At 70.6% G+C, this 25,860-nt stretch carries 26 protein-coding genes; 16 read left to right on the forward strand and 10 right to left on the reverse strand.

Features of this window, described 5'->3' with window-relative positions:
- Window positions 1-56 precede the first annotated feature (56 nt).
- From HV826_RS00545 to HV826_RS00555, 3 genes are all read left to right on the forward strand, one after another.
- Window positions 57-1,919: an OmpA family protein gene (locus HV826_RS00545; RefSeq protein ID WP_176415047.1), complete on the forward strand. Its 1,863-nt coding sequence runs from the start codon at window positions 57-59 to the stop codon at window positions 1,917-1,919.
- The gene (locus HV826_RS00550; protein ID WP_255216975.1) at window positions 1,919-3,085 is read left to right on the forward strand and encodes a FecR domain-containing protein; all 1,167 of its coding nucleotides are present in this window, start codon (window positions 1,919-1,921) and stop codon (window positions 3,083-3,085) included. Before HV826_RS00545 ends, HV826_RS00550 begins: the two co-directional genes overlap by 1 nt.
- 71 nt (window positions 3,086-3,156) lie before the next feature.
- Window positions 3,157-4,632, forward strand: a complete 1,476-nt coding sequence (locus HV826_RS00555; RefSeq protein WP_255216976.1) for a CHASE2 domain-containing protein — start codon at window positions 3,157-3,159, stop codon at window positions 4,630-4,632.
- A gap of 151 nt (window positions 4,633-4,783) precedes the next feature.
- Here HV826_RS00555 and HV826_RS00560 read toward each other — a convergent pair whose 3' ends face one another.
- The 4 genes from HV826_RS00560 to HV826_RS00575 are packed head-to-tail and all read right to left on the reverse strand — an operon-like array spanning window position 4,784 to window position 8,245.
- Window positions 4,784-5,587 carry an immunity 49 family protein gene (locus HV826_RS00560; RefSeq protein ID WP_255207631.1) on the reverse strand — a complete coding sequence of 268 codons (804 nt, stop codon included), beginning with the start codon at window positions 5,585-5,587 and terminating at the stop codon, window positions 4,784-4,786.
- A gap of 44 nt (window positions 5,588-5,631) precedes the next feature.
- Window positions 5,632-6,219, reverse strand: a complete 588-nt coding sequence (locus HV826_RS00565) for an imm11 family protein (protein WP_368670818.1) — start codon at window positions 6,217-6,219, stop codon at window positions 5,632-5,634.
- Window positions 6,220-6,245: 26 nt separating this feature from the next.
- Complete coding sequence (locus HV826_RS00570) at window positions 6,246-7,025, reverse strand: AHH domain-containing protein (protein WP_176415050.1); 780 nt, start codon at window positions 7,023-7,025, stop codon at window positions 6,246-6,248.
- Window positions 7,022-8,245 carry a hypothetical protein gene (locus HV826_RS00575; protein WP_176415051.1) on the reverse strand — a complete coding sequence of 408 codons (1,224 nt, stop codon included), beginning with the start codon at window positions 8,243-8,245 and terminating at the stop codon, window positions 7,022-7,024. Before HV826_RS00575 ends, HV826_RS00570 begins: the two co-directional genes overlap by 4 nt.
- Before the next feature lie 199 nt (window positions 8,246-8,444).
- Between HV826_RS00575 and HV826_RS00580 the strand changes: the two genes are divergently transcribed.
- From HV826_RS00580 to HV826_RS00595, 4 genes are read left to right on the forward strand one after another with little or no spacing between them, the layout of a single operon-like run.
- Window positions 8,445-10,229 carry a GAF domain-containing protein gene (locus HV826_RS00580; protein WP_176415052.1) on the forward strand — a complete coding sequence of 595 codons (1,785 nt, stop codon included), beginning with the start codon at window positions 8,445-8,447 and terminating at the stop codon, window positions 10,227-10,229.
- A gap of 38 nt (window positions 10,230-10,267) precedes the next feature.
- Entirely contained in the window at window positions 10,268-10,849 is a 582-nt protein-coding gene (locus HV826_RS00585) for an aspartyl/asparaginyl beta-hydroxylase domain-containing protein (protein WP_176415053.1), read from the forward strand.
- The gene (locus HV826_RS00590) at window positions 10,839-11,045 is read left to right on the forward strand and encodes a hypothetical protein (protein WP_176415054.1); all 207 of its coding nucleotides are present in this window, start codon (window positions 10,839-10,841) and stop codon (window positions 11,043-11,045) included. The genes HV826_RS00585 and HV826_RS00590 overlap by 11 nt, the downstream gene beginning before the upstream one ends.
- Window positions 11,036-12,034, forward strand: coding sequence for a sulfotransferase family protein (locus tag HV826_RS00595; protein ID WP_255216977.1), 999 nt, complete (start codon window positions 11,036-11,038; stop codon window positions 12,032-12,034). Before HV826_RS00590 ends, HV826_RS00595 begins: the two co-directional genes overlap by 10 nt.
- A 54-nt stretch (window positions 12,035-12,088) precedes the next feature.
- Here the strand turns inward: HV826_RS00595 and HV826_RS00600 are convergent, their stop codons facing one another.
- The 4 genes from HV826_RS00600 to HV826_RS00615 all read right to left on the reverse strand — a co-directional run bounded on the left by HV826_RS00600 (window position 12,089) and on the right by HV826_RS00615 (window position 16,571).
- Entirely contained in the window at window positions 12,089-12,586 is a 498-nt protein-coding gene (locus HV826_RS00600; protein ID WP_176415055.1) for a DUF6232 family protein, read from the reverse strand.
- Window positions 12,579-12,992, reverse strand: a complete 414-nt coding sequence (locus tag HV826_RS00605; RefSeq protein ID WP_176415056.1) for a DNA-binding response regulator — start codon at window positions 12,990-12,992, stop codon at window positions 12,579-12,581. The genes HV826_RS00600 and HV826_RS00605 overlap by 8 nt, the downstream gene beginning before the upstream one ends.
- A 122-nt stretch (window positions 12,993-13,114) precedes the next feature.
- Entirely contained in the window at window positions 13,115-14,473 is a 1,359-nt protein-coding gene (locus HV826_RS00610; RefSeq protein ID WP_176415057.1) for a sigma-54 dependent transcriptional regulator, read from the reverse strand.
- Window positions 14,463-16,571, reverse strand: a complete 2,109-nt coding sequence (locus tag HV826_RS00615; protein WP_176415058.1) for a nitrogen regulation protein NR(II) — start codon at window positions 16,569-16,571, stop codon at window positions 14,463-14,465. Before HV826_RS00615 ends, HV826_RS00610 begins: the two co-directional genes overlap by 11 nt.
- 153 nt (window positions 16,572-16,724) lie before the next feature.
- Between HV826_RS00615 and HV826_RS00620 the strand changes: the two genes are divergently transcribed.
- From HV826_RS00620 to HV826_RS00660, 9 genes are all read left to right on the forward strand, one after another.
- The gene (locus tag HV826_RS00620; RefSeq protein ID WP_176415059.1) at window positions 16,725-17,411 is read left to right on the forward strand and encodes a TetR family transcriptional regulator; all 687 of its coding nucleotides are present in this window, start codon (window positions 16,725-16,727) and stop codon (window positions 17,409-17,411) included.
- Window positions 17,408-18,205: a CoA transferase subunit A gene (locus tag HV826_RS00625; RefSeq protein WP_176415060.1), complete on the forward strand. Its 798-nt coding sequence runs from the start codon at window positions 17,408-17,410 to the stop codon at window positions 18,203-18,205. Before HV826_RS00620 ends, HV826_RS00625 begins: the two co-directional genes overlap by 4 nt.
- Entirely contained in the window at window positions 18,202-18,942 is a 741-nt protein-coding gene (locus tag HV826_RS00630; protein WP_176415061.1) for a CoA-transferase subunit beta, read from the forward strand. The genes HV826_RS00625 and HV826_RS00630 overlap by 4 nt, the downstream gene beginning before the upstream one ends.
- A gap of 41 nt (window positions 18,943-18,983) precedes the next feature.
- Complete coding sequence (locus HV826_RS00635) at window positions 18,984-20,021, forward strand: alcohol dehydrogenase catalytic domain-containing protein (RefSeq protein WP_176415062.1); 1,038 nt, start codon at window positions 18,984-18,986, stop codon at window positions 20,019-20,021.
- 49 nt (window positions 20,022-20,070) lie between these two features.
- Complete coding sequence (locus tag HV826_RS00640; protein ID WP_176415063.1) at window positions 20,071-21,327, forward strand: hydroxymethylglutaryl-CoA synthase family protein; 1,257 nt, start codon at window positions 20,071-20,073, stop codon at window positions 21,325-21,327.
- Between the two features lie 144 nt (window positions 21,328-21,471).
- On the forward strand, window positions 21,472-21,960 hold the full coding sequence (locus HV826_RS00645) for an Hsp20/alpha crystallin family protein (RefSeq protein WP_176415064.1): 489 nt from the start codon (window positions 21,472-21,474) through the stop codon (window positions 21,958-21,960).
- A gap of 182 nt (window positions 21,961-22,142) precedes the next feature.
- Entirely contained in the window at window positions 22,143-22,547 is a 405-nt protein-coding gene (locus tag HV826_RS00650; RefSeq protein WP_176415065.1) for a hypothetical protein, read from the forward strand.
- 143 nt (window positions 22,548-22,690) lie between these two features.
- Window positions 22,691-22,834 carry a hypothetical protein gene (locus HV826_RS00655; protein WP_176415066.1) on the forward strand — a complete coding sequence of 48 codons (144 nt, stop codon included), beginning with the start codon at window positions 22,691-22,693 and terminating at the stop codon, window positions 22,832-22,834.
- Window positions 22,835-22,907: 73 nt separating this feature from the next.
- A complete protein-coding gene (locus tag HV826_RS00660) occupies window positions 22,908-23,423 on the forward strand; it encodes an SgcJ/EcaC family oxidoreductase (RefSeq protein ID WP_176415067.1) in 516 nt (171 codons plus the stop codon).
- Between the two features lie 3 nt (window positions 23,424-23,426).
- Here the strand turns inward: HV826_RS00660 and HV826_RS36830 are convergent, their stop codons facing one another.
- Complete coding sequence (locus HV826_RS36830; RefSeq protein WP_368670806.1) at window positions 23,427-24,350, reverse strand: heavy metal translocating P-type ATPase; 924 nt, start codon at window positions 24,348-24,350, stop codon at window positions 23,427-23,429.
- Window positions 24,296-25,858, reverse strand: coding sequence for an HAD-IC family P-type ATPase (locus HV826_RS36835; RefSeq protein ID WP_255216978.1), 1,563 nt, complete (start codon window positions 25,856-25,858; stop codon window positions 24,296-24,298). Before HV826_RS36835 ends, HV826_RS36830 begins: the two co-directional genes overlap by 55 nt.
- Window positions 25,859-25,860 lie beyond the last annotated feature (2 nt).

Consider the following 25,860-nt stretch of genomic DNA (forward strand, 5'->3'; position numbering starts at 1 on the left):
TGTCACGACACCGGCGGATGTTCCTGCTCATCGCTTCTTGAGTCGGTCATCCGCCGGTGACAACCTTCGCGGCTCCTCGACGGGGCCCGCCTCTGCCTCGACCCGCCATGCCCCTTCCTGACTACACACCGTCCGCACCGCGCAGCTTCCTTCGCCGCGTGACACGGCTCGCCGCCCCGTTGCTGCTGGTGGCTTGGGCCACCGCCAGCGCCCAACCCGCGGCGTCGCAGGCCATCGACGTGCAGCAGTACAAGCCGGCCCCGGGCGCCTATGACGTGCTCGGCATGCACGGCGCGCGCATCGCGCCGCATCTGTCCTGGAACCTGGGCGCGTCGCTCAACTACGCGGATGACCCGCTCAACCTCGTGGACCCACGAGCGGACCGGTTCCTCTACCGCATCGTGGACAGCCAGCTCACGCTGGACCTGATGGGCGCCATCTCCCTGTTCGACCGGGTGGAGCTCGGCGTGGCGCTGCCCATCTCCCACACGACCTCCGAGCCCGCCGCCGCGGTGGCGCCAGACCTGTCGAACGGCGTGGGGACCACGGGCGTGGGTGACCTGCGATTGGTGCCGAAGGTCCGCCTGCTCTCCACGGGCAGCGGCATCCACCTGGCCGTGACGGCGCCCCTGACGTTGCCCACGGGCGGTGGCTCGAAGTTCCTGGGCTCGGACACGGTGACGTTCCAGCCGCGCTTCGTGGCGGAGTGGGCCACCACCGCCGTCCGCCTGCTGGCCAACGTGGGCTTCAACGTCCGCCGCGAGGAGCAGCTGCGCAACCTGCGCGTGGGCAACGAGTTCGCCTACGCGGTGGGCGCCGAGGTGCCCCTCACGCGGGCCCTCACGGCGCAGGCCACCCTGGCGGGTGCGCTGGGTCTGAAGGAGACGAGCTCCGAGGAGCGGCCCATGGAAGTCCTGGCCGCGCTGAAGTACCGCTTCACGCCGGGCCTGGACGCGCATGTGGGCGCGGGCCCGGGTCTGTCGCGGGGCTATGGCACCCCGTCCTTCCGAGTGCTCGCGGGTGTGGCCTGGACGCCGTTCGAGTCCAAGGCAGGCCCCGCCGCCGCGGCGCCGGTCTGCGACCTGGGGCCTGAGGACTACGACGGCTTCCAGGACGACGACCAGTGCCTGGACCCGGACGACGACGGCGACGGCATCCCCGACGTCGCCGACGTGTGCCCCACCGAGCCGGAGACCCTCAACGGCTTCCAGGACGAGGACGGCTGCCCGGATGACCCGAACGCCCACCAGCCGCCCTCCGATGCGGGCCAGCCCACGCCGGCCCCGGCGCCCCTGGCGCTGCCGCCCGCGCCGGTGGACACCGACAAGGATGGCATCTTCGACGCGGAGGACCTGTGCCCCAACGAGCCGGAGGACCTGGACGGCTTCGAGGACGAGGACGGCTGCCCCGACGACGACAACGACCAGGACGGCATCCCGGACGCCGTGGACCAGTGCCCGCTGGAGGCGGAGACCATCAACGGCATGAAGGATGACGACGGCTGCCCGGACAAGGGCAAGGCGCAGGTGCGCGTGGAGGGCGCGCGCATCGTCATCCTGGACAAGGTGTACTTCGGCACGGGCCGGGACGTGATTCTGGCCAGGTCCCACAGCCTGCTGCGGCAGGTGGCCTCCACGCTCAAGGCGAACCCGCGGATTCAGGTGGTCCGTGTGGAAGGCCACACGGATGCCCAGGGCAATGACGCGAAGAACCTGGACCTGTCCCAGCGGCGGGCGAGGAACGTGGTGGCCTTCCTGGTGAAGGAAGGCATCGCGGCGCAGCGGCTGGACGCGGTGGGCTATGGTGAGGCGAAGCCCGTGGACACCAACAAGACGGCCAAGGGGCGCGAGAACAACCGTCGCGTCGAGTTCAACATCGTGAAGGTCGCCGAGCCTTCGACGGGAGGAGGCACGCGTTGATGCGGACAGCCCCTTGGATGATGGCGGTGGTGCTCGCGGGTGCGCCCGCGTTCGCCGCGCAGCCGCAGGCGCCGTGCGGCGGGCTGCGCTTCGAAAGCGGCCGGATGGTGTTCGGCCGGCCGCTGGCGCCCCAGGGCGCGGAGACGGACGCGTGCCTGGCGCACGTGGCCCAGGCGGTCCTGGCGCGCCCCGCCATCCGCTCCGTGACGGTGGCGGCGAAGCTCCCGGACGCGGACCGGCTGGACGGCCGAGGCCTGGCCGCGGCGAAGCGGGCCGCGGACGTGTTGGTGGCGGCGGGCGTGCCCCGCACGCGCGTGTCCGCCATGGCGCCGCCGTCCGTGGAGGGTGAGCCCGCACAGCTGCAGTTCGCCTACGTGGAGCGGCCCGCCCAGCCCGCGGTGGCCCGGCTGCGGGCGGCCAGCGGCGAGGTGGAGGCGGGCGCGACGGAGGCCCAGCTCCTCGCGCGGACGGTGGGTGACTCGCTCTACCCGGGTGAGCTGCTGCGCACCGGCGCGGACGCCCAGGCGGAACTGGCCCTGGCGGACGGCAGCACGGCGCGCGTGGTGGAGAACAGCCTCATCAAGATGGGCACCATCGCGCTGATGGCGAACCTCCAGCGCAAGGTGCAGTTGGACCTGCTGCGCGGCACCGTGGAGACGAACGCGGCGCCGGGTGGCGCGGATTCCATCTTCGAGGTCCGCACGCGCGGCGCGGTGGCCGGTGTGCGGGGCACCCGGTTCCGCGTGTCGGCCCAGGACGACGGAACCAGCCGGCTGGAGACGCTGGAAGGCATGGTGGCCCTCAGCGCGGAGCAGGCAGAGGTCGAAGTCGCGGGCGGACATGGCTCGCGCGCGAAGTTGGGCTCGCCCCCGGAGCCGCCTCGCCCGCTGCTGCCGGCGCCCACGCTGGTGGGCCCTCGGGGTGGCGCGTTCGCCGCGCCCCCGAAGGTGTCCTGGCGGACGCTGGAGGGCGCCGCGACGTACCGCGTGGAGGTGGCTCGCACGGCGGACTTCGCCGCGGGGGTCCAGACGTATGACACCGAAAGCGCCGAGCTGGCGCTTCCCGGGCCCCGTCAGGGCAAGTGGTTCTGGCGGGTGATGGCCGTGGACGGAGATGGCTTCGTGGGCTTCCCCTCGAAGATCTACGCCTTCGACGTCCAGCCCTGAGACTGCTGCGTTGCGTGCGCCCATCCGCGCACGCATGATGGCCGGGCCCTGTCCGCCAGCAGGCCCCGCCCATGGACTCCAGTCCCGCCGAGCCCCACCGCCGCGACGGTCTCCGTCTGCCCTCGCCCGCCGGCGCGCGGGGACTGGGCGCATGCGTGGGCATCGCGCTGGCGGTGGTGACGGCGGCCACGGGTGGCGCGCCCGGCTTCCTGGAGCGCTCCCTCTACGACCAGGCGGTGAGCCGGCTGCTGCCCGCCGTGCCGCCCAGCGCGGACCTGGTGTTGGTGGAAGTGGATGACCGCGCCCTCGCGACGCTGGGCGAGCGTTGGCCGTTGTCACGCACCACGTGGGCTCGAGCCTTCCAGGCGCTCGCCGCCCAGCGCCCCGCGGCCGTGGCGGTGGACGTCGTCTTCGACCAGCCCGGGCCGCGTGACGCGCTGGAGCTGGGTGAGGACATCCTGGAGGCGCTGCGCCGCTCGGGGTTGACGGAGCAGCCCGCGGGCGAAGCCTTGGCGGTGGACCTGGAGGCGCGGCTCCGCGCGCGCGACGGCGATGCCCGGCTGGCCGAGGCGATTTCGGAGGGGCACGGTGTCGTCCTGGGAGCCGCCGCGCTCACGGACGACGTCCCGGTGATGGCGCCCCTCGAGGACGGCGCCCTGGGCACGCCGCTGGCCCTGCCCGCCCAGGCGCTGCGGCTCCAGGCCCAGGAGGTGGCGGGCAGCATCGCGCCCCTGCGCATGGCGGCCCGGGGCAGTGGCACCCTCAACATGCTGGTGGACGGCGACGGCGTCATCCGGCGCTATCCCTACGCCGTGGGCGTCAGCGGGCAGGCCTGGCCTTCCCTGGCGCTGGCCACCGCGCTGCACCTGATGCCCGAGCGAGCGGAGCCCCTGCGCGTACTGGCGGCCGTGGACCATGGCGCGCCGCTGATGCGGCTGCCCGCGCCCAACTGGCTGCCCCGGGTGAGCCTGGCGGACCTGCTGCACACGGACCCGCGCTCGGTGGGCCTGGACCTGGCGCTGCGAGGCAAGACGGTCTTCGTGGGGGTCACCGCCACGGGGCTGCATGGACAGAGCACCCTGCCCGGCCAGGTGGCCGTGCCCGGCGTGGAGATTCACGCCTTCGCCCTGGACAACCTGCGCTCGGGTCGGCTGATGCGCTCCTCGGGGCTGGTGGCGCTGCTGGGCGTCCTGGAGACCGCTGCGGTGCTCGCGGCCTTCGCCTGGCGCTGCCGGCGCGCGCGCACGTCCGGCGCGGTCCTCCGGTGGGCGGTGACGCTCGCCGTCCTGCACACGGCGCTGGTGGCGTGGCTGGCGTCGGACCCGGGCTGGGTTATCCCCCTGGTCCCCGCGTGGGTGGGCCTGACGCTGATGCTGGTGGTGGACGCGGCGTCGCGCGCGCAGGAGATGGGCCGGCAGCGCGGCGCACTTCGCCGGCTCTTCATCCGCTACCCCCAGGCCTCGATAGTAGACGCAAATCAAAACACGCCTGCTCAACCATCGACGTCCGACAAAGCCACCTCAACACCACGAGGCACCAACCAATAGAAGCAACAACTCCAGACAATCCCAAACAACCCAACACAAACGCCATGACTACGAGCCTGAAGGCCGGGCTCGCCATCGCCGCTGATTGATGCCTCCGAAGCGCTGTCCTCCCTCGAACCCACGACACAAGCTTCGGGACTTGACCGCCCTGTCAGTCAAGGGTGCCAGTGAGCGGAGCACGCCAGCCGTCTACGGGGGGAAGTCGTCCACCCAGTGGAACGCGGGCCATCCCCGGGAGGGTCGGATATTCGCGAAACGTCTCCAGCCCGCACAACTCAGCGAGCCTCAGGAGCGCCAATCCGTTCATGAAGATGGCCCCCTCAGTGCGACGCAGCTCGTCGTTGGGCCCCTCGTCGCGAGGCTTATTCTTGAAGGTGAGGATGCGCTCCGCGATGACGCCCTCCATCGCTTGGTTGAAGTCCAGGGCGCTTCGCGCATGCAGCGCCCGGCAGACCATGAGATAGCCGTCCTCCTTGCCTTGGAGCACGGACTCCCACCGGTCCAGAATCCCTGACAGCTCGGAAGCCACGCCTGCGTGCAACTGCATCGTGAAACGGTGCAGGAAGTGGTGCAGGAGGAAGTCCTCCTCGTACTCATGAGAAGGGTCACTCCTGCCTGCTTCGAGGCGGGCAATCTCCACAGCCAGGTCCAGCTGCCCCGCCGTCAGCGCATCAATGAAGGAGAAGGCCTTGCTGGCGCAGCGGTAGAGGGGCTCACTTCCATGCCCGGCGGCGACGAGCTGCAGGAACTGGAGGCGAGCCCGACCGGAGTGACAGAGATGGGTGGCAAACCTGCCGACATCGGCCTGGGCGAGCAGGGCGCAGAAAGCCAGGCGGCGGTGGCAGAGCGCCACCGTGGAATAGGCCTCACCGGATTGTTCGCGAGCATCTCCAACCCGCAGGGAGCGAAGGGCCTCTCCCAGCGAGAACAGCGTGTCATCCCGGATGACTTCCAAGGGAGTAGGTCGGAGCGAGGACATAACGATCCCAGCAAGCGGGGTCAGTAGATGCTACAGCGCTTACCCATGGCGATGTAGTTGACTCCCGTCATGCCCTTCGCCTCAAGCGCGGCGCGCAAGTCCTCGCGGATGACGAGCACAGTGCCCATGGGCTTGATGCGGAAGAGCTTCGCGTTCGCGGGGAGCTCGTCCTCGCGAAGGCTGAGTCGGAACAAGCCGGTGAACTCGTCGGGATTGCTCGCGAAGGTGTCGAAGTCGCTCTTGTCACGGTCAACGCAATCGTAGGTATCCAGCACGTTCGCGATGAAGTACTCGCCAGACACGCGCCGCCCCTTGTGATTGGCGATCGCCGCGGGAAGGAACTCGATACTGGCGCCTGACTCTTGCTCGAGCAGCGCCTTGAGTCTGCCGGAGACGATACACAGGTGGAGGGTGTTGGCGACCAGGTCGGGAACGTTGAGGCCCCGGTGCTCCTCGTCCATCTGCAGCGTGACATCCGGCGGGTAGCGTTCATCCATCCGCAGCCCTTCCGCAATCCTCCAGCGCTTCTCATCCAATGCTTCGGGGCACTTTCCGAGGAGGCAGTTCTTCGGGTCGGAAGCTTCATGAAAGATGACGTATGAGGCCATGGTTTCGTGCGTGGGGATGTGGCGTGCTAGCGTGAGTTCATCCACTCGAAGAGCTGATTGATATGCGAACCGGGGCTGCTGAGCCCGAACTCCCGCAGGTCCGCGCGAGTCCTCTTCGAGAACTGGTGCAGGTGATTGGCGAGGTCCGGGGCCGTCTCCTTGGTGACGGCCTTGTGGTTCTTCTTGTCCTCGGAATCCTTCGCCTTGGTGAGCTTCAGTTTGACCCTGTCGACCGCCAGCCGGACATCCCTGCTGTAGGTGCTGTGATACTTGGGATGCCTGGGAAGTTGATAGAGCCTGCTGCGCCTCTCTGACTTGGGCAGGTAGATGATGTTCACGCCCTTATGGACGTTGTACTTCGCCTGTTGGAGCAACTGGAGTTCGTCGAATTTCAGGAGACTCGTCAACACGTCATCAACCGGGATGATGTGGTGGGCGTTGTTGGCCCAGGGCCACCAGTCGCTGCCCTTGAAGTTGAGATGGGAATAAGGGCCGGCCCCCATGTACCAGACCTTGTCGACCTTCGTGGGGTCACGGTACGCGGCCTTGATGGGGGTATTGAAAATCTGCTCGAACCGCTGCCGGGCCTCGCCTGGGTTGTAGAAGTCCAGGTTGTACCAGTCCGCCTCATTGGCGAGCTGATAGTTGAAGCCGTTCTCTTTGTGGTCGTGCCCTGCCTTCTTGCAGACGAACTTGCCTCCCTGCCTCTCCCAGATGCAACGGGTGACACAGCCGTTGCCCTCCCCATCCTGATGGGACTCGTCAGTCTTGAGTTTCTCGATGTGGTCTTCATTATCGCCACTCATGGGGCCCTCCCGCCAGACGGCTCGTGGGCGTTCTCCAGGACGAAGGCGCCGCGGGCTTCCTGCTCATCAAGCAGGGCCACGAGGATGCTCGGGCTCCTGGCGTAATTCCGAGCAAATCCTCTCACGCCCAGGCAGATTGAAGCAGCCCCCGTGGCCGCGCCAACCTCTCCAAATTGCTCAACCGGATACCATTGCCGGAAGTGGGACGGTAAACCCACGCCAGCCAACCGGACGAGTGTCGTACCGAAGTCTCTGGCGCGGAACTCATCGCCGTTCAGATTGACAATTGCGAGGTCAGGCTGCCGGGTGGCGTCCTTGCTCTGCTCGAGGCAGCTCGACATGGACTTGAAGAGCGCGGTGCCCACGGGAGCTGCACCTGAGAACCGGTGAAAGGACTCCCGATGGAGGGCCATGGCCCCCAAGGCCGCCTCGATACGCCCACCGCGCGCTCGGGCCTCCTCCGTTCGCTCCAGCAACACGAAGGCAGCTGCTTCGCCTGGAAAGAACCCTACGGGCTGTCTCGGGGTCCTCACGAGCCCCAGCTCGTACGCACACATCAAGACGTCGAGTTCCACGTAGGAGTCGATGCCGCCGACGATGCATCGGTCGAGCTGCCGAGTCCGCAGAAGCTCGCTGGCGTGGGCGAGCATCTGGACGAAAGTCGCGGGCCCGCCGAACACGCATTGCTGGATGGCGTGGGCGGGAAGGGACAGCCCGTTCAGTTGCAGTGTTTCGGGAATCACCCGGCGTGAGAGTAGCGCCCGAGCGCGCGCCTGCTCGTCGCGGAACTCAGCGAGGACGCTGCCCTGCAATTTCGCATCCGTCAGGGCCGCGAGACTCCGGGTGACGTGTGTCTCCAGGAGGTCCCCTCCCGAGAGTTGCACGAGGAACCCCGTCCGTGGGAGCGCTACGGCATCAAGGCCACAGTACTCCAGGAGATCCGCGAGCGCGGCCTGCCCGAGTTGGATAAGCCTGCCAATGCCCTCGAATCCATCGGTGAGCCAGGGGATGGACTTCCCCTTCAAGGGAACGCTCTCCAGCGCGTCCTCATCCGAAACGAGGACATCCAGCTCCGCCCATTGGGAGAGTCCTGCACGCGCGGCGGCGCAACTGGTGACCACATCGCCTGCCAGGGCGGACACCAGTCCCAGTCCCGTAATCGAGATCCCCTGCCCCTGCCACGAACCAGAAGCCGCCTGAGGCGAGACGCGATGGCTCATGCCTGAAGCCTCGTTAGAGGGACGCTGAGTCCCTGGTAGCGTACGCCCGGTCCTCGTTGCATGGAAGCCCGCGGCCCAGCGCGCCAGCGCCGACGCGATGCGCCAGGACTAGCCGACAGCCAGACAACCGCTCCGGGCGCCCCTGCGTCACACGGCCCCTTGAGCCAGACCGCAGCCGTGGCAGCATCCCCGCTCCCGCATGCGCCGCTACGCCCTCATCGCCGAGCCCGACCCGCAGCGAGCCGCTGGCCTCTTGTCCCTGGTGACGGAGGAGGGCCTGGAGGGTGTCGTCGCCAAGGATGGTGCGGAGGCCCAGGACGTCATGCGCCAGCGCGGCGCGCCCCTGCTGCTCGTCACGGACCTGGCGCTGCCCAAGCTGGACGGCTTCACGCTGCTGACGTGGCTTCGGGAACAGGAGGACTCCGCCGATACGCAGGTCGTGGTGATTACCGCCTTCGACGAGCTGCGCGTCCGCGCATGGCAGCTCAAGGAGGCGCTGGGCATCCACGCGTTGCTCAGCCGCCGGGCCTCCTCGGAGCTGATGCGGGAAACCCTGCGGCGCGTGCTCACCGGACAGCTCGCGCCACAGCCCCCCGCGACGGAGGTGTCCGGTGAGCAGGAGCGGCAACGGCTGGCGAGCATCGCGGCCATGCACCTGGTCGACAACGGCCCCCCCGAGGCGGAGCTCCAGCAGCTCGTGAAGGAAGTCGCTCAGGCCTTCGGTGTCCCCGTAGCGCTGCTGACGCTGGTGCTGGGCGAGCGCCAGTGGTTCAAGGCCCACGTCGGCCTGCCGCCCGCTCTCGCGAAGGACCGGGGCACGCCGCGCGACTGGGCGTTCTGTCACCACGTCGTGCAGGGGCGCGAGCCGCTCGTCGTGCCGGACGCCCGGCGCCATCCCTACTTCCGTGACAACCCGCTGGTGCGCGACGGCGTCGTGGGCAGCTACGCGGGCGCGCCGCTGCTGACGTCCACGGGCGAGGTCCTGGGCTCGCTGTGCGTCATCGACACACGCCCGCTCGTCCTGGGCGCCGAGGACCTGGCCGCGCTGCGGGAGCTCGCGAACCGCGTCGCCGAGGACCTGGAGCAGCGAGCCCGGGTGAACCAGGCCACCGGGAAGGCCCAGGCGGAGCCCGCGCTCACCGAAGCATCGGCCCTGGGGCTCCTGCGCGATGCGGTGCAGGCCCTGGACGTGGCGGCGCTGCTGGTGGCACCTGGGCGCAAACCTCACGCGTGCAACGCCGCGATGACGGACCTGCTCGGCCTGCCGCCAGAGCCCTTCCCGGCTATGACGTTCGAGGCCTTCTGCCAGCACGTCGCGGGACTCACCGCGGACCCGGCGAGCACGCTGCGGCAGCTCGACCTGGCCTCCGAGTCTTCCCGAGGCCTCCGCCTGACGCTCGTCCTGGAGCGTCCCCAGCCGCGCCGGCTGCGCTGGGTGGCCCGGCCCTTCCCCGTCCCTGGCGGCATGGCGCAGATGCTGGCGCTCGCCGACAGCGGCCACAACCGGCCAGCCCGTGAGGAGCGGGAGCGACAGTACCGGGTGGACGCGCTGACGGGGCTGGACTCGCGGCGCGTGGGTGAAGAGCGGGTGCTGCGCGAGATTGGCCGCTGCCGCAGGGATGGCAAGCCCTTCAGCGTGCTGCTCGCGGACCTGGTGGGACTGGGGCACATCAACGCGGCGCAGGGCTTCGACGCGGGAGACGCCGCGCTGCGAGACGGCGCCCGCATCACCGAAGCCCTGGGCGTCCCTGGAGGCTTCGCGGTGCGCTGGGAAGGCGGGACGTTCCTCCTGGCCCTCCCTGGCGTGGACGCGACGCGGGCCGAAGCGCGGCGCCAGAAGCTGCACGACACCTCGGGCGCGCCCGCTGTGGTATCGGCGACCGTGACTGTCGAGGGTGAGGAGGACCCGCAGGGGACGCTGGCCCGCGCCCAGGCAGCGCTCATCCGCGCCAAGACAGCGCACCGGCCTCCGCGGCTGGCATGAGCCACGCTGGAACCCATCACCGCGACGAGGAGCACCGCATGTCGACGCCCGTGCCCGACCGCCTCCGCCTGCCCTTCCACTTCGACGCCGCGCCGCTCCAGGGAGAGCTCGCGACCCTGCCCGCCGAGGCGTGGGTTCCCCACTTCAACAAGCGCGAATACGAGGGCGAGTGGAGCGGCGTGCCCCTGCGCTCCATTGGCGGAATGGAAGGCCGCATCTATCCGGACCCCACGGGGCGCGAGCGCTACGCCGACACGCCGCTGCTCGCGCGCTGCCCCGCGCTGCGCGCCGTGCTCGCCACGTTTCAGTGTCCCATTGGCGCCGCGCGGCTGCTGAAGCTCGCGGCGGGCGCGCGCATCCGCGAGCACACGGACTACAACCTGGGCTACGCGGACGGCGAGGTGCGGCTCCACGTCCCCATCACCACGCACCCCGACGTGGCCTTCTTCCTCGGAGGCGAGCGCGTCGTCCTCCAGCCCGGTGAGTGCTGGTACCTGGACTTCAACCGTCCCCACCGGGTGGACAACCCCAGCGACACCGACCGCGTCCACCTGGTGCTGGACTGCGACGTGAATGACTGGCTGAGAGACATCTTCACGGGAGCCGTGAATGGGCGCTGAGGCCTTCGAGCGCTTCCGTCTCCGCGTCCTGGAGGATGTCACGCTTCAGGACGCGCTGCGAGAGACGCCGGACACCGCGGCCTTCATGGCACGCGCGGTCGAACTGGGCGCCGCGCACGACTGCCACTTCACCGCCGACGACGTCCACGAGGCCCTGCGCGCCGCTCGCCGGGTCTGGCGGGAGCGATGGATATGACACCGGACCTGGAGGGCTGGGTGCCCGCGCGCATCCATGTGGACGACGGGCAGCCGCGCGTGGACTGGTGCCACCTGGGGGGCCAGCGCTTCACGGACCCGTTCTTCGACGAGACGCTGGAGCGGCGGCTCCGACACCCGTTCGCCCTGCTCTTCCGGCATCAGACGTCCATGGACGCGCTGGTGGCACGACACGCAGAGAAGCCCGGCCTGCCAGTGCGCGGGCTCGTCTTCCACATGTCCCGCTGCGGCTCCACGCTGGTGGCGCAGCTGCTGGCCGCGCTGCCGCGCCACATCGTGCTGTCCGAAGCCGGGCCCGTGGACACGGTGCTGCGCGCGCATCAACTCCTGCCAGGCGTCACGGACGCGCAGCGCATCGAATGGCTGCGCGCGGTGGTGGGCGCCCTGGGACAGCAGCGCCATCCAGAGGAGCGCGCGGTGTTCCTCAAGCTGGACGCGTGGCACGTCCTGGAGCTTCCGCTGCTCCAGCGCGCCTTCCCTGGCGTGCCGTGGCTGTTCCTCTACCGGGACCCGGTGGAGGTGATGGCGTCGCATCAGAACCACCGGGGCGCGCACATGCTGCCGGGACTGCTGGCCCCCGCGCACCTGGGCCTGGAGCCCGGGCAAGTGGAAGGCATGCCCCTGGACGAGTACGGCGCGCGCGTCCTCGCGGCCATCTGCGACGCGGGCCTGCGAGGCTACCGCGCGCGGACAGGCCAGGCGCGGCTGATGGACTACCGGCAGTTGCAGCCAGAGGGCCCGCGCGTGCTCACCGAGCTGTTCGGCCTGGAGCCGACGACGGAGGACGCCCCGCGCCTGCGCGACGTCCTGGAGCGGAACGCGAAGAACCCCGTGCTGCCCTTCGAGGACGACACGGAGGAGAAGGCTCGCCGCGTCTCATCGCAGGGACGAGCCCTGGCGGAGCGGTGGGGCCGTCCCATCCACGACGCGCTGGAAGCCGAACGCCAGCGCGGGGATGGCGGGCTTTAGCGCCGCGAGACACGCGTGCCCGGCGCTCCCGGGCCAGCGCCGCCTGCGGCCCGCTCAGTGCCTCCGTCGCGCCACAACGGCGTCATGGATGAGCCCGGCGAGCAGCATGAGGGACTTCGGATCCTTGCTCGCGCGCACGCGCCACGAGCCGGCGCGGGTATGCAGCACCAGCCGGTACGACTCCTCGGCCAGGACGAGCCGCGCGATGCACCCGAAGATGACCATGACGACGGCGACCAGCGCCGCCTCGTAGACACCCTTCGCCGTGCTGCTGGACACGGACAGCGCGGACAGCGCCGGCAGCCCCACGCTCATGCACAGCGCCAGCGTGGCCAGCACGGGAACCATGCGAGGCGTGCGCCGCACCGTCTCCACCCGCTGGACGTCCGCGAGCAGCAGCGTCCTGCCCCGGGCGACGACCCGCTCGGTCGTCACGCGCAGACCGGCGTCCTGGAAGAGCGGCACTTCGGAAGGAGCGGACGGCGCGACGAGCGGGCGGTCCGGAAACGCGGGAGTGGCGGGCACCAAGGACACGGCGAGAGGCTCAATCATGGGGCGACTCGGTCGACGGCGGCACGGCCCCGCCGGGAGAGATGAATACGGAGCTCCGGTGACCTGGAACGTGGGCCAGCAACACCCGGCGCAGCTCACCGAGCGGACGGCCCAGCGCGAAACAGTCGCGGGCGCCCAGCCGCAGGGCGAGTCCCATCAGCCGCTCATCGGCGAAGGGCACCAGCACGATGATGGGCCGCTGAGGCGAAAGCTCCCGGGCGCGCTGAAGCCGGCGCTGGAGACTCTCACCCCGCTCGACGTGGACGAGCACGAGGTCCGGACACCCACCGGCCGGCGCGCCCGACTCCAGCGCGATGCCCAGCTCCGCCAGCACGTCCCTCAGGAGCGAGCTGAGCGACGCATCCCCTCCGAGCAGGAGGGCACGGGCGATGGACGAAGACTTCACGTTGCGACATCAAGCAATGCCCATGCCCGCTGTCCCCGCCCCGAGCGCCCAGGCGACATGCGGGCGAACCGTTGCATCACGCCAGACGCCCCTGGCGGATTACCACGGTGTCCCGCGCGCCCCTACCCGCGCTCCCGCTCGCGACGATGGATGGTGGACACGTCGATGCCGAGCACCTCCGCGGCGCGCGTCTTGTTCCCGCCGCAGCGTGTCACCATCCACGCGATGTACTCCCCCTCCAGCCGCCGCAGGGGCCACAGCGCGTGCTGCGCCATCACCAATGGCTGCACCTCCGGCGCCTCGGGTGGCAGGTGTGGGCGCAAGTCCTCCAGACTCACGACCTCGCTCGCCACCATCACCGCCAGCCGCTCGATGAGGTTCTCCAGCTCACGCACGTTCCCCGGCCAGGGCAAGGTCGCGAGCGCGGCCACCGCCTCCGGAGACAAGGACTGCATCCGGGAGCGAGGGTTGCGCGCGCGGGCGCGAGCCGTGAAGTGCTCCACCAGCAAGGGGATGTCCTCCCGCCGCTCCGACAGCGGCGGCAACAGCAGGCTCACGACATTGAGCCGGTAGAACAGGTCCGCGCGGAAGCGGGCCTCGCGAACGCGGGCGTCCAGGTCCTGGTGCGTGGCGGCGATGATGCGCACGTCCACGGTGCGGCTGCCGTCGGCGCCCACCGCGCGCACCTCGCCGTCCTCCAGCACGCGCAGCAGGCGGGCCTGGAGCTCCAGCGGCATGTCGCCAATCTCGTCCAGGAACAGCGTGCCCCCATCCGCCTCCACGAAGAGGCCGCGACGGGCGTGGGTGGCGCCGGTGAAGGCGCCCTTGAGGTGACCGAACAGCTCGCTCTCCAGCAAGTCATGCGGCAGCGCCGTGCAGTTGACGGCCACGAAGGGCCCGGAGGCGCGAGGCCCCTGGAAGTGCAGCGCGCGGGCGACCAGCTCCTTGCCCGTGCCGCTCGGGCCCCGCAGCAGCACCGCCGCCTGGGCATGGGCCACGCGGTCGATGAGCTCGTAGAGGTTCCGCATCGCCGCGCTGCGGCCCACCAACGCGCCCAGCCCGCTGCGCTCGGCGGCGGCGCGCCGCAGTGCCCGGTTCTCCACCTGGAGCCGGCGCTCCTTCAGGGCCCGCTCGAGGAAGAGCAGCACCTCATCCAGGCGAAAGGGCTTGGTGAAGTAATGGTACGCGCCACGCTTCATCGCCTCCACCGCGCTCTCCACGCCGCCGAAGGCCGTCATCATCAACACGGGGATGTCCGCGTCGAGCGCCCGCACGGCCTCCAGCACGTCCAGGCCGTCCACCCCTTCCATGCGCAAGTCACACAGCACCGCGTCGTAGGCCCGCGCGCGCGCCATCTGGATGGCCTCTTCGCCGCCCGTGGCCAGGTCCACGGCGTAGCCCGCGTCCGTGAGGGGCTCCCGCAGCATGAGGCCCATGTCCACGTGGTCATCGACGACCAGGATGCGTCCCTCAACCGACATACCGCTCCTCCGCGCTGGGCTTCGCGATGGGCCAGAGCACGGTGACGCAGGTGCCCCGGCCCTCCTCGCTCTCCAGCTCCAACCGGCCACCATGATTGCGCACGACGTGGGCCACCATCGTCAGGCCCAGCCCCGTGCCCTGTCCCCGCTTCTTGGTGGTGAAGAAGGGGTCGAAGACCTGGTTGAGGTGCTTCCGCGGAATGCCGCAGCCGTCATCGCGGAGGGTGAGCGCCACCAGCCCCCACGGCTCCGCCTCCGGCACCGCCGCGGTCAACGTCACCTGTCCGCCCTCACCACACGCGTGGCAGGCATTGAGCGCCAGGTTCACCAGCACCTGCTGGAGCTGGTCCGGGTCCGCCGCCAGCGGAGGCAGCGTCTGCGGCACCGTCACCTCGAAGCGCACCCCGCGCCGCTCCACTTCCATGCGCAGCAGTTCCTGAACGTCGTGGAGCAGGGAGCTGAGCGGCACCGGCCGCACCGCCGTGGGCTGGAGGCGCGAGAAGTCCAGGAGCTGCCGCAGCGTGCGGCTCACCCGGTCAATCTGCTCGATGATGACGGCGACGCCGGGACCCTGCGGATGCTCCTTGCCCAGCTTGCCCAGCACGTACTCCGCGCGCCCGCGCACCACGCCCAGCGGCGTGCCAATCTCGTGCGCGATGCCGGCGGCCAGCACGCCCACCGTGGCCAGCTTCTCCGCGCGCAGCAACTGCGTCTCCAGCGCGCGCACGTTGCTCAGGTCCTCCACCACCAGCAGCGTGTGGACCTCCGGGTGGCGCGCCTCCAGCGGCACCGCGTGGAGGTTGAACCGGCCCTCCTCGCCGAAGAGCACCAGCGTCTCTCCCAGGATGCCGTGGGCGCGCGACTCGCTCACGGCGGCCGCCACCAGGGCGCGAATCCGGGACACCACCGGCGCCGGCGCCTGGGGGAACGCCGTCTCCAACGGCGCGCCAATGGCGTCCGGCGGCATGCGCTCGCGAAGCACCTGGTTCACCGCGCTGATGCGCCCATCCACCGTGAGCGCCAGCACGCCGGAAGGAATGTGGTCGAGAATCTTCTGCGTCTTGTCTTGCAGGTGCGCCAGCTGGTCCGCGTGCTGACGGCTCTCACGCAAGGCGGCCGCGCGGCGCTGCGCCAGCACCACGTACACGGCGAACGTCACCAGGAAGAGCGCCACCAGCAACGCCGCGGCCATGAGCCGCCAGATGAGCGCCTGCTGATGCGAGCGCAGCGTCGCGGTGGACACCAACGTGGCCGCGGCCCAGTGGCTGCCGCCGCGGACGCGGATGGGGGTGAAGACGGCGATGGCCTCCGAGCGGCCCAGCCCCAAGCGCTCGGCCTCCTCCGCGCGAAGCGGCAACGCGCCGCGCTCGCCCTCGCGCATCCGCGCCGCCAGCGCCATGAAGCCCGGCACCCATGAGCCCTCTGTCTCCAGCCGCCGGAACCAGTCCGCCAGGGTGGGGTCGCTCGCGGAGGTCGGCTGGCCATACGTGCCCAGGAGCAGCAGCCGCGCGTCCGGGTCTGACGTCACGATGCGCAGCGGCGTGAAGAAGGACGTCGTGTCGACCAGCACCGCCACCGCGCCTTCGGGCCGGCCTTGCTCATCCACGGGCAGCGCCGTGGCCATGACCCGCAGCGAGTCAAAGCCGCCATCCTCCATGGGAGGTGACAGCGTGACGTCCCCCGGCGGCCGCAGCAGGGCCCGCCGTCCCGCCTCCGCCATCTGCGCCAGCACGGGGGCTCGCGCCACCTGCTTGCCCAAGCGCCGGTCCAACATGCGCAGCCACTCCTTGCCGCTGGCGTCGTAGGCGATGAGGACCTTGTACTGGCCCACCGCCTCCAACAGGGCGCGCATCTCCCGCCGGTGCTCCGCCAGCGTGCCGGGCTGGGACATCAGCTCCCCGGCGAAGCGCAGGTCCTCCGCCACGTCCTCCAGCGTCTCCGCCACCCCGCGCGTGGCCTCATCCAACTGGGCCTGGCGCTCCACCGCGAACTGGTGCCACTGGGCCTCCCGGTTGCGCTCCAACAGGGTGAACACCCCCACCCCCACCGTCGTGAGGGCGACACAGAGCAGCAGGATGGGGACGAGCGCGTACCGCATGGCCCGCCGAGTCTAACCGCCAGCCCCTCCCCAACCCCTTGAAATAGCAGGGGAACCAAGAGGGCCATCGGCCTGGGGGCCTGCTTTGGCGATTGACACCCCGCGTCGTGCGCTGCTACCTACCGGTCGGTAGGTCTCAAGGAGGGAGCAGACGTGACGAACACCGGAGGACGGAAGCCGGACGAGGGCGAGCGCTACCGCGCCATCCTGGAGACGGCGGCGCGGCTCATCTGTGACCGGGGGTACGAGGGCACGTCGATGCAGGAGATCGCCGCCGCGTGCCGGATGACGAAGGCGGGCCTCTACCACCACATCCAGAACAAGGAGCAGCTGCTCTTCGCCATCATGAACTACGGGATGGACCTGTTCGAGGAGCAGGTCCTCTCGCGAGTGCAGGACATCGCGAATCCACTGGAGCGGCTCCGGGCGTGCATGCGCCACAACATCCTGCTGGTGACGCGGGGGTGGAGCAAGGAGGTCATCATCATCCTCCACGAGCACGCCACGCTCACCGGCGAGACGCGCGCCTTCATCGACGCCCGGAAGAAGAAGTACGTGGCCTTCCTGGAGGAGGCCTTCGCGCAGGCCTCGCAGCAGGGCCTCATCCGCCCCGTGGACCCGACGGTGGGCGCCTTCTCGTTCCTGGGGATGGTGCTGTGGATCTACAAGTGGTTCAAGCCGGACGGGCGCCTCACGGACGAGCAGATCGCCGACGGCATGGTGGACATGCTGTTCCCGCCCTTCGCCGCCGCGGGTGACGCCGCCGGACAGGCCGGGCCCTCGCCGCTGCGCATGGTGCCGGGCGTGCCGGCCACCGGCACGGATTCGGAGGACGCATGAAGACGGCGCGCTGGTGCTCGCTGGAGGAGGCGGTGGCCTCCATTCCGGATGGCGCGTCGCTGGCCACCGGCGGCTTCATGCTGGGCCGCGCCCCCATGGCGTTGGTGATGGAGCTCATCGCCCAGGGCAAGCGCGACCTGGGCCTCATCTCCCTCCCCAACCCGCTGCCCGCGGAGCTCCTCGTGGCGGGCGGCTGTCTGGGCAAGCTGGAGCTTGCCTTCGGCGCGCTGAGCCTCCAGGGCCGCGTGCGTCCCATGCCCTGCCTCAAGCGGGCCATGGAGCAGGGCACGCTCGCCTGGCGCGAGCATGACGGCTACCGCGTCGTCCAGCGGCTGCGCGCCGCGTCCATGGGCCTGCCCTTCATCCCCGCGCCAGACGCGGACGTGTCCGGGCTGGCGCAGGCGGAGCCGCCTCCCATGGTGGAGGACCCCTTCACCGGCCTGCGCGTGGCGGTGGAGCCCGCCTTCTATCCGGACGTGGCGCTGATCCACGCGCGCGCCGCGGACGAGCGCGGCAACCTCTACATGGAAGACCCGACCACGGACCTGCTGGTGGCGGGCGCGGCGAAGCGGGTGATTGCCACGGTGGAGGAGCGGGTGGCGAAGCTGCCTCGCGCCACCCTGCCCGGCTTCCAGGTGGACCGCATCATCCTGGCACCCGGCGGCGCCCTGCCCACCGGCTGCGCCGGGCTCTACCCGCACGACGACGCGATGCTGGCCCGCTACCTGTCGCTGGCGGAGACGGGCCGCGAGGCGGAGTTCCTGGAGACGCTGCTGTCACGGAGGGCGGCATGAGCGCGGCGCTGGACATCACCCCGGCGGAGACCGTGGTCGCCCTGCTGGCGCGGCAGATTGAGGATGGCGGCGTGGTGGCCACGGGCGTGGCGTCACCGCTGGCCATCCTGGCCATCGCCGTGGCGCGCGCGACGCATGCGCCGGACCTGACGTACCTGGCCTGCGTGGGCGCGTTGGACCCGGAGCTTCCCACGCTGCTGCCCTCCTCCGAGGACCTGGGCTACCTGGCTGGCCGGTCCGCGGAGATCACCATTCCGGACCTGTTCGACCACGCGCGGCGCGGCCGGGTGGACACCGTCTTCTTCGGCGCGGCCGAGGTGGATGCCGAGGGCCGCACCAACATGACGGCCAGCGGCAGCCTGGACACGCCGCGGACGAAGTTCCCTGGCGTGGCGGGCGCCGCGACGCTGCGGCAGTGGGTGCGCCGGCCGGTGCTGCTGGTGCCGCGCCAGTCGCGCCGCAACCTGGTGCCCCAGGTGCAGGTCGCCACCACGAGAGATCCGCGCCGGCCGGTGACGCTCATCTCCGACCTGGGCGTGTTCGAGCTGGGCGCGTCCGGCGCGCGGCTGCTCGCGCGACACCCGTGGGCCTCGGAAGCGCACATCGCGGAGCGCACGGGCTTCGCCTTCCAGGTCCCCGAAGCGCTGCCCGTCACCCCGCTGCCGGATGCCCGCACGGTGGCGGCCATTCGCGACATCGACCCGCACGGCTACCGCGACGCGCTCGTCGGCGCCTGAGCCGGACCCTTCCACGAATCCAGATGCACGGAGGCACCCAGATGAAAGCCGTCGTACTGCGCAGCTTTGGTGAAGCGGACAACCTGAAGATGGAGAGCGTCCCCATGCCCCGCCCCGGGCGTGGCGAGGTCCTCCTGCGCGTGCATGCCTGTGGCGTCTGCTACCACGACGTCATCAACCGCCGCGGCAACCTGCCCCGCACCAGCGTGCCCGCGATTCTCGGCCACGAGGCCGCCGGTGAAGTCATTGAAGTCGGCCCGGACACGCCGGGTTGGAAGACGGGTGACCGCGCCGCGACGCTCCAGCGCATGTCGTGTGGCGCCTGTGCCCTGTGCCGCGGCGGTCGCAACAGCCTCTGCAAGACGGACAACCGCTTCTTCGGCGAGGAGCTGCCCGGGGGCTACGCCCAGTTCATGGTGGCCCCCGTCGGCGGCCTGGGCCGGGTGCCCGCGTCGCTGCCCTGGAACGAGGCGGCCACGGTGTGCTGCACCACGGGCACGGCGGTCCACACGGTGCGCACGCGCGGCAAGGTGCGCGCGGGCGAGACGGTGCTCATCACCGGCGCCAGCGGCGGCGTGGGCCTGTCCGCCGTACAGCTCGCGCGGCTGGACGGCGCGCGCGTCATCGCGGTGACGTCCAGCGAGCTGAAGGTGCGGGCGCTGAAGGAGGCGGGCGCGGACGAGGTCATCGTGTCGCGCGGGCTGGACTTCGGCTCGGCCGTCCGCGAGCGCACTCAGGGCGCGGGCGTGGACGTGGCCGTCGAAATCGTCGGCAGCGCCACGTTCGACCAGACGCTGAAGTCCATGGCGCCCGGAGGCCGTGTGGTGGTGGTGGGCAACCTGGAGTCGGGGATGGTTCAGCTCAACCCAGGGCTCGTCATCGTCAAGGAGCTGGAGATATTGGGGGCCTACGCCACCACGCAGGCGGAGCTGGACGAAGCCCTGCGCCTGACGGCCACCGGCGGCGTGCGGCAGTTCGTGACGGACGCGGTGCCCCTGGCCGAGGCCGCGAAGGCCCACTTCCGGCTGGAGAACCGCGAGGTGGCGGGCCGGCTGGTGCTGGTGCCCCCCGAGGCGTGAGCGAAGCGGCGGCTGGAATCCAGAGCACGACAAGGAATCGAGGAGTCGTATGAAAAAGCGCGTGGGAATCGAAGCGTTGGCGGTCGCGGTGCCGTCCCGGTACGTGGACATCGAAGACCTGGCCCGGGCCCGGGGCGTGGACCCGGCCAAGTACACGGCGGGCCTGGGCGCCAGGGAGATGGCCGTCAACGACCCCGGCGAGGACACCGTGGCCCTGGCGGCCACCGCGGCGGCCCGCCTCATCCGTCAGCAGGACGTGGACCCCTCTCGCATCGGCATGCTGGTGGTGGGCACGGAGACGGGCATCGACCACTCGAAGCCCGTCGCCTCGCACGTGCAGGGCCTGCTGAAGCTGCCGCGCGCCATGCGGACCTATGACACGCAGCACGCGTGTTACGGCGGCACCGCCGGGTTGATGGCGGCGGTGGAGTGGATTGCGTCCGGCGCGGGCGCGGGCAAGGTGGCCGTGGTGGTGTGCTCGGACATCGCGCGCTACGGGCTGAACACCGCGGGCGAGCCCACCCAGGGCGGCGGCGCGGTGGCGCTGCTGGTCTCCGAGCAGCCCGACCTGCTCGCCATGGACGTGGGCCTCAATGGCGTGTGCACCATGGACGTGTATGACTTCTGGCGGCCCGTGGGCCGGCGGGAGGCGCTGGTGGACGGGCACTACTCCATCACCTGCTACCTTGAGGCCCTGTCCGGCGCCTACCGGGGCTGGCGCGAGAAGGCCCTGGCGGCGGGACTGGTCCGCTGGTCGGACACGCTGCCCGGCGAGCAACTGGCGCGCATCGCCTACCACGTGCCGTTCTGCAAGATGGCCCGGAAGGCGCACACCCAGCTGCGCCTCTGCGACCTGGAGGATGCGGCGGGCGCCGCGGCTTCGACGGCGGAGTCGCGGGAGGCGCAGGCGAAGTCGGCCGCCAGCTATGACGCCCAGGTGGCGACATCCCTGGGACTCAACTCGCGCATCGGAAACGTGTACACCGCGTCCCTCTACCTGGCGCTGGCGGGGCTGCTGCACCGCGAGGCCGGCGCGCTGGCGGGACAGCGCATGGGCCTGCTGTCCTACGGCAGCGGCTGCGCGGCCGAATTCTATTCCGGCACGGTGGGCGAGAAGGCCGCTGAGCGGATGGCGAAGGCGGACCTGGAGGAGGTGCTGGCCCGGCGCGAGCGCGTCTCCATCGAGGAGTACGAGCGCCTGATGAAGCTGCCGGCGGATGCGCCCGAGGCCGTGGCCCCGGCGCCCGGTGCCTTCCGGCTGACGGAGCTTCGCGACCACCGCCGCCTCTACGCCGAAGGGACCTGAGGCAGGGCGCCGGGCGCCCACCCCAGGCGCGTGACGAGGCACCGGCAGGCTTCCCGGTGCCTCCCCTTCCGCCGCCGTCTCCCTACCGTGAATCTCAGACCCCCTGCCTCGACGAACGGGGCGCGGTGGAAAGGAGACGGAATCATGGCGGACCTACCTGCCCGTAGAGGTGGAGGCATGCTCGGAGCCCCGCGCGGCTGGGACCCCTTCGAGCGCATGCAGGAGCTGTTGGGCTTCGACCTCGGCCGGATGCTCGGCCCCCAGGGCGCACGGGAGGGCGGCTTCGCGCCCGACTTCGAGGTGAAGGAGACCCAGGACGCCTTCATCTTCAAGGCCGATGTCCCAGGCGTGGAGGAGAAGGACCTGGAAATCACCCTCGCGGAGAACCGGCTGACCATCAGCGGCAAGCGGGAAGAGGAGCGCCGCGAGGAGGGTGACCGCTACTACGCCTACGAGCGCGATTATGGCTCGTTCAACCGCACCTTCACGCTCCCCCGAGGTGTGAATACGGACGACGTTCAGGCGGAATTCAAGAGCGGCGTCCTCAACGTGCGCATCCCCAAGAAGTCCGAGGAGCAGCCCAAGCGCATCAAGGTCGGCGGCGGCGAACGCAGTGAGAAGGCGAAGGCCTGAGCCGCGTCGGTGGGCAACCCGGGGGGCCTCGTGGGCCCCCGTCGGGTGAGCCCGGCGAATCGACGCAGCACGGCCAACAGCCGCCTGGAAGCGTCCTGGTACCCGCGCCCCGAGTGGCGAGCGCCGCCGAGAGGCTTCCGCGCATTGCGACCCGCACGGCCGCGGCATATACACAGGGCATCGTGTCTGGACTCTCGCGGATCCTCGCGCTCGCGCTGTTGCTCCTCTGGCAGGCTGTCGCCAGCGGCGCGGCCGGGCTCGGGCATTACTGCGAGAAGCAGGTCCAGTCGCGGGCCTCCAAGTGCAAGTGCCCCCACGGGGCCGTGCACTCAGAGGAGGCGGACCCGGGACTGCCGGTGCTGCACGCGCACTGCTGCGACGCGCCTCACTGGGATTTGCCCGCGCCCACCGAAGCGGGCTCCGCCCCTCACGCCCCCTTCATCCAAGCTCCTGCCATCCTCGTCCCCGCCGCCTGGCTGCCCAACCCGCCGCTCCTGAGCGGGCCACAGCCTTCCCTCGCGCGCAGGGACGCACCTCAAGGTCAGGGCCCCCCCGTCTTCCTCCGCATCCGCACGTTGCTGATTTGAGCCGAGCGCCTCCGCGTTGACGCTCGATGTCGGCTGTCCTTGCACCGCCCGCGCGAAGCGCGCGCGCCAACGGGACACGTCCGCCGTCGAGCCCCATGCCGAATGCGCTGTTTTCTCAAATCAATGACGACAGGAGTCACGACGTGGACATGTTCTGGGAGCTGATGCTGGGAACCGTGGTGCTGACCCTCCTCATCGTGGTGGTGACGCCAGCGATGTGGAGCTCGAGGCTGAGCCTCCGGGAGAAGCTGAAGAAGGGCGGCGAACACACCAAGCCAGACGCCTGAGGCGTTCGGGAGAAGCCGGCCGTGGTATGGGATTGGGCACGACAACCGGCTTTTCCCGAAAGAAGGCTACCGAATGATGCGCCGTGCCCTTCCCCTGCCCTCGCTGGCCACCCTCCTCCTGCTGGCGTCCGCGTGCGCGACCACCGGCACGGCGCCAGCGGAGGCGGACATCCTTCAGCTCGTGAGTGACCAGACGGAGGCCTGGAACCGTCAGGACGCGGTGGCCTGGTCCAAGGACTTTGCCCCGGACGCCTCCTTCATCAACATCGTGGGCACCGTCTTCGAGGGCCGCGATGAAATCCAGCAGCGCCACGCGGGCATCTTCGCCAGCATCTTCAAAGGGAGCCAGAGCCAGGTCACGGTGCGCAAGGTCCAGTTCATCCGGGAGGACCTGGCGATTGTCGACGCCACGCACGCGGTGACGGGCCACCCCGGCCTGCCCCCTGGCGTCCAGGACACCGAGCCCGGCGTGCTGCGCACGCAGATGCGCTACGTGATGAAGCACGCGAACGGGCAGTGGCAAATCCTGGCCGGCCAGAACACGGACGTGAAGCCCAGGCCCCAGGCGGCCGCGCCCCAGCTGCCCTGAGGCTCAGTGGGTGTTGGCGTCCTCGCGCCGGGCTTCGCGCGCCTGGCGGAACAGCGGCGCCAGCGCGGCGAAGCCCGCCACCACCGTGGAGCCGTTGTTGACCACGGCGGCGGCGACAGGCGGCAGCCACCCCAGCGCCGCGAGCACCATGGCCACGGCATTGGGCACCAGCACCAGCCCGAGCCCCCGGTGCACGCGGGCCAGGGTGTCGCGGCCCGCGTCGAACGCCAGCAACAGGTCCTCGAGGCTGCCACGCAGCAGCACCACGTCCGCCGTCTCCAACGCCACGTCCGTCGCGCCCCGCAGGGAGATGCCGACGTCAGCGAGCGCGAGCGCCGGGGCATCATTGATGCCGTCCCCCACCATGGCCACGATGCGTCCCTGGCGCCGGAGCGCGCGCACATGCGTGGCCTTGTCCTCGGGGAGCAGCTCCGCGATGGCCTCGTCCACGCCCAGCCGGCTCCCGACCTCCGCCACCCGGGCCGGAGCGTCCCCGGACAGCAGCACGATGCGCCGGCGCCCGTTCTCCTTCAGGGCATGGACCACGCCCGCGCTCTCCGGCCGCAGCGTCTCCACGTAGCGGATGCACCCGGCCAGCGCCCCATCCACGGTGACCCACAGGGTGGAGACCTCGCGCGGCACGGACCGGACCAGCGCCGCGCCCGCGTCCGTCACGTCCACACCTTGCTGCTGCATCCAACGCGCGCTGCCCACACAGACGCGGCGCCCGTTCACCTGGGCGCAGACGCCTCGCCCCAGGACGACCTCCTCCAGGCCCGCCTCGGGCCGCGGCACCTCCACGCCCTGCGCCTGGGCATGCCGGCGCACCGCCTCCGCCACGGGGTGGGACTGGCGCAGCTCGGCCGCGGCGCTCAGCGACAACACCTGGCGCGCATCCCAGCCCCGCGCGGGGATGACGTCCACCACCTCCGGGACCCCAACGTCAGCGTGCCCGTCTTGTCGAAGACGATGGTGTCCGCCTGGGCCAGCCGCTCCAGGTACTGGGCCCCCTTGATGAGGATGCCCTGACGCGCCGCGAGCGTCATCGCCACCAGCGCGCTCGCGGGCACGACGATGCGGACCCCCGTCCCGAAATCCGTGATGAGGATGCTGATGGGCCGTGACGCCTCGCGCGTCCACAGCCCCGTCGCCGCGGCGAGCCCGAAGGTCGGCAGCACGACGCCATTCGCCACCGAGTCCACCTTCGCCTGCAGCGTCATGGGCTTGGCGCCCGCCCCTTCCAGGATGTGGAGAATCTTGGCCGCCGTGGTCTCCACGCCCGCGCGCACCACGCGCACCCGGAGGCTGCCCTCGCCCACCACGGACGCGGCCAGCACGCGGTCTCCCGCCTCGCGCACGCGGGGCTCCGACTCGCCCGTGAGCGCCTTCTCATCCACCCATGCGGTGCCAGAAAGCACCGTCCCGTCGGCGGGCACGCTCTCCCCCGTGTGCACGACGATGAGGTCGCCCTCCTTGAGCCGGTCCGCCCGGACCTGCTCCACCTCTCCGTCCACCCGCAGCCGCCAAGCGTACAGCACCTCCAACCGCATCAACCGGGAGATGGCGGACCGGGCGCGGTCCGCGCTGCGCTCAATCAGCAAGTCACCAATGCCCAGCAGGGAGGTGATGAGCGCCGCCGTCCGCACCTGCCCCGTGGCCAGGGACACGCCCACCGCCACCAGGTCGAGCAGGTCCACGGTGATGCGCCGCTCCGCGACGGCCTGGAAGGCGCGCTGGGCCAGCGGCAGGCTCGTCAACGCGACGCCCGCGGTCAACATGGGCATGGGCGCCGCGTTCACCACGCACGCGGCGAGCACCGCCGAATTGAAGACGGTGGCGGCCCACTCCCGCCGGGGCGGCTCGGGCGCGGCGGGCCAGGTGGACGGCTCGCTCGTGCGCAGGGCCGCCATCAACTGGCTGGCGCTGAGCACCTCCGGGTCGAAGCTCACCACCAGCGAATGGATGGCCGGCGACGCGCTCGCCTTGTGCACGCCCGGCAGCGTCGCGGCCCAGGCCGCCAGCTTGAGGATGTCGTCGTCCTCCAGCCCTCTGGCGCGCAGCCGCACGCGTCCGGGCAGCGCGTGTTGCACCTCCACCTGGAACGGCTTGAGCGGATGCTGGTGCAACGTGAAGACGAAGTCCCGCACCCGCAGCGCGAACGCGCCCGGAAGGCGCGACGCCTCCTGGTAGTGCACCTTGACCAGGCCCGTGCTGCGCTGACACGTGGCCACCTGGACTTCGGGGCGGGACTCCAACCAGCCGAGCACCTGGCGCAGCGTCTTGGAGTCCTCCGCCGCGCCCCGGATGAGGAGCCGGCCCGGAGCCACGTCCGTGACGTGGACCGACACGGGCCGCTGATGCCCATCCAGGGCCTCGTGCGCGCGCCCCTTGAAGCCGCGCGCCATGCCACTCAGGAACTCCACCTCCGCCCGCATGA

This window comes from Myxococcus sp. AM010 (genome assembly GCF_013372585.1).
GTDB classification, from domain to species: Bacteria; Myxococcota; Myxococcia; order Myxococcales; family Myxococcaceae; genus Myxococcus; species Myxococcus vastator.

Coding starts and splice junctions, on each gene's coding strand:
- HV826_RS00570 (WP_176415050.1), bottom strand. CDS start 7,025: ATGAGTGGCGATAATGAAGACCACATCGAGAAACTCAAGACTGACGAG.
- HV826_RS00645 (WP_176415064.1), top strand. CDS start 21,472: ATGGCGGACCTACCTGCCCGTAGAGGTGGAGGCATGCTCGGAGCCCCG.
- HV826_RS00615 (WP_176415058.1), bottom strand. CDS start 16,571: ATGCGGTACGCGCTCGTCCCCATCCTGCTGCTCTGTGTCGCCCTCACG.
- HV826_RS00565 (WP_368670818.1), bottom strand. CDS start 6,219: ATGGCCTCATACGTCATCTTTCATGAAGCTTCCGACCCGAAGAACTGC.
- HV826_RS00580 (WP_176415052.1), top strand. CDS start 8,445: ATGCGCCGCTACGCCCTCATCGCCGAGCCCGACCCGCAGCGAGCCGCT.
- HV826_RS00635 (WP_176415062.1), top strand. CDS start 18,984: ATGAAAGCCGTCGTACTGCGCAGCTTTGGTGAAGCGGACAACCTGAAG.
- HV826_RS00575 (WP_176415051.1), bottom strand. CDS start 8,245: ATGAGCCATCGCGTCTCGCCTCAGGCGGCTTCTGGTTCGTGGCAGGGG.
- HV826_RS00625 (WP_176415060.1), top strand. CDS start 17,408: ATGAAGACGGCGCGCTGGTGCTCGCTGGAGGAGGCGGTGGCCTCCATT.
- HV826_RS00555 (WP_255216976.1), top strand. CDS start 3,157: ATGGACTCCAGTCCCGCCGAGCCCCACCGCCGCGACGGTCTCCGTCTG.
- HV826_RS00630 (WP_176415061.1), top strand. CDS start 18,202: ATGAGCGCGGCGCTGGACATCACCCCGGCGGAGACCGTGGTCGCCCTG.
- HV826_RS00610 (WP_176415057.1), bottom strand. CDS start 14,473: ATGTCGGTTGAGGGACGCATCCTGGTCGTCGATGACCACGTGGACATG.
- HV826_RS00600 (WP_176415055.1), bottom strand. CDS start 12,586: ATGATTGAGCCTCTCGCCGTGTCCTTGGTGCCCGCCACTCCCGCGTTT.
- HV826_RS00585 (WP_176415053.1), top strand. CDS start 10,268: ATGTCGACGCCCGTGCCCGACCGCCTCCGCCTGCCCTTCCACTTCGAC.
- HV826_RS36835 (WP_255216978.1), bottom strand. CDS start 25,858: ATGCGGGCGGAGGTGGAGTTCCTGAGTGGCATGGCGCGCGGCTTCAAG.
- HV826_RS00550 (WP_255216975.1), top strand. CDS start 1,919: ATGCGGACAGCCCCTTGGATGATGGCGGTGGTGCTCGCGGGTGCGCCC.
- HV826_RS00640 (WP_176415063.1), top strand. CDS start 20,071: ATGAAAAAGCGCGTGGGAATCGAAGCGTTGGCGGTCGCGGTGCCGTCC.
- HV826_RS00595 (WP_255216977.1), top strand. CDS start 11,036: ATGGATATGACACCGGACCTGGAGGGCTGGGTGCCCGCGCGCATCCAT.
- HV826_RS00660 (WP_176415067.1), top strand. CDS start 22,908: ATGATGCGCCGTGCCCTTCCCCTGCCCTCGCTGGCCACCCTCCTCCTG.
- HV826_RS00590 (WP_176415054.1), top strand. CDS start 10,839: ATGGGCGCTGAGGCCTTCGAGCGCTTCCGTCTCCGCGTCCTGGAGGAT.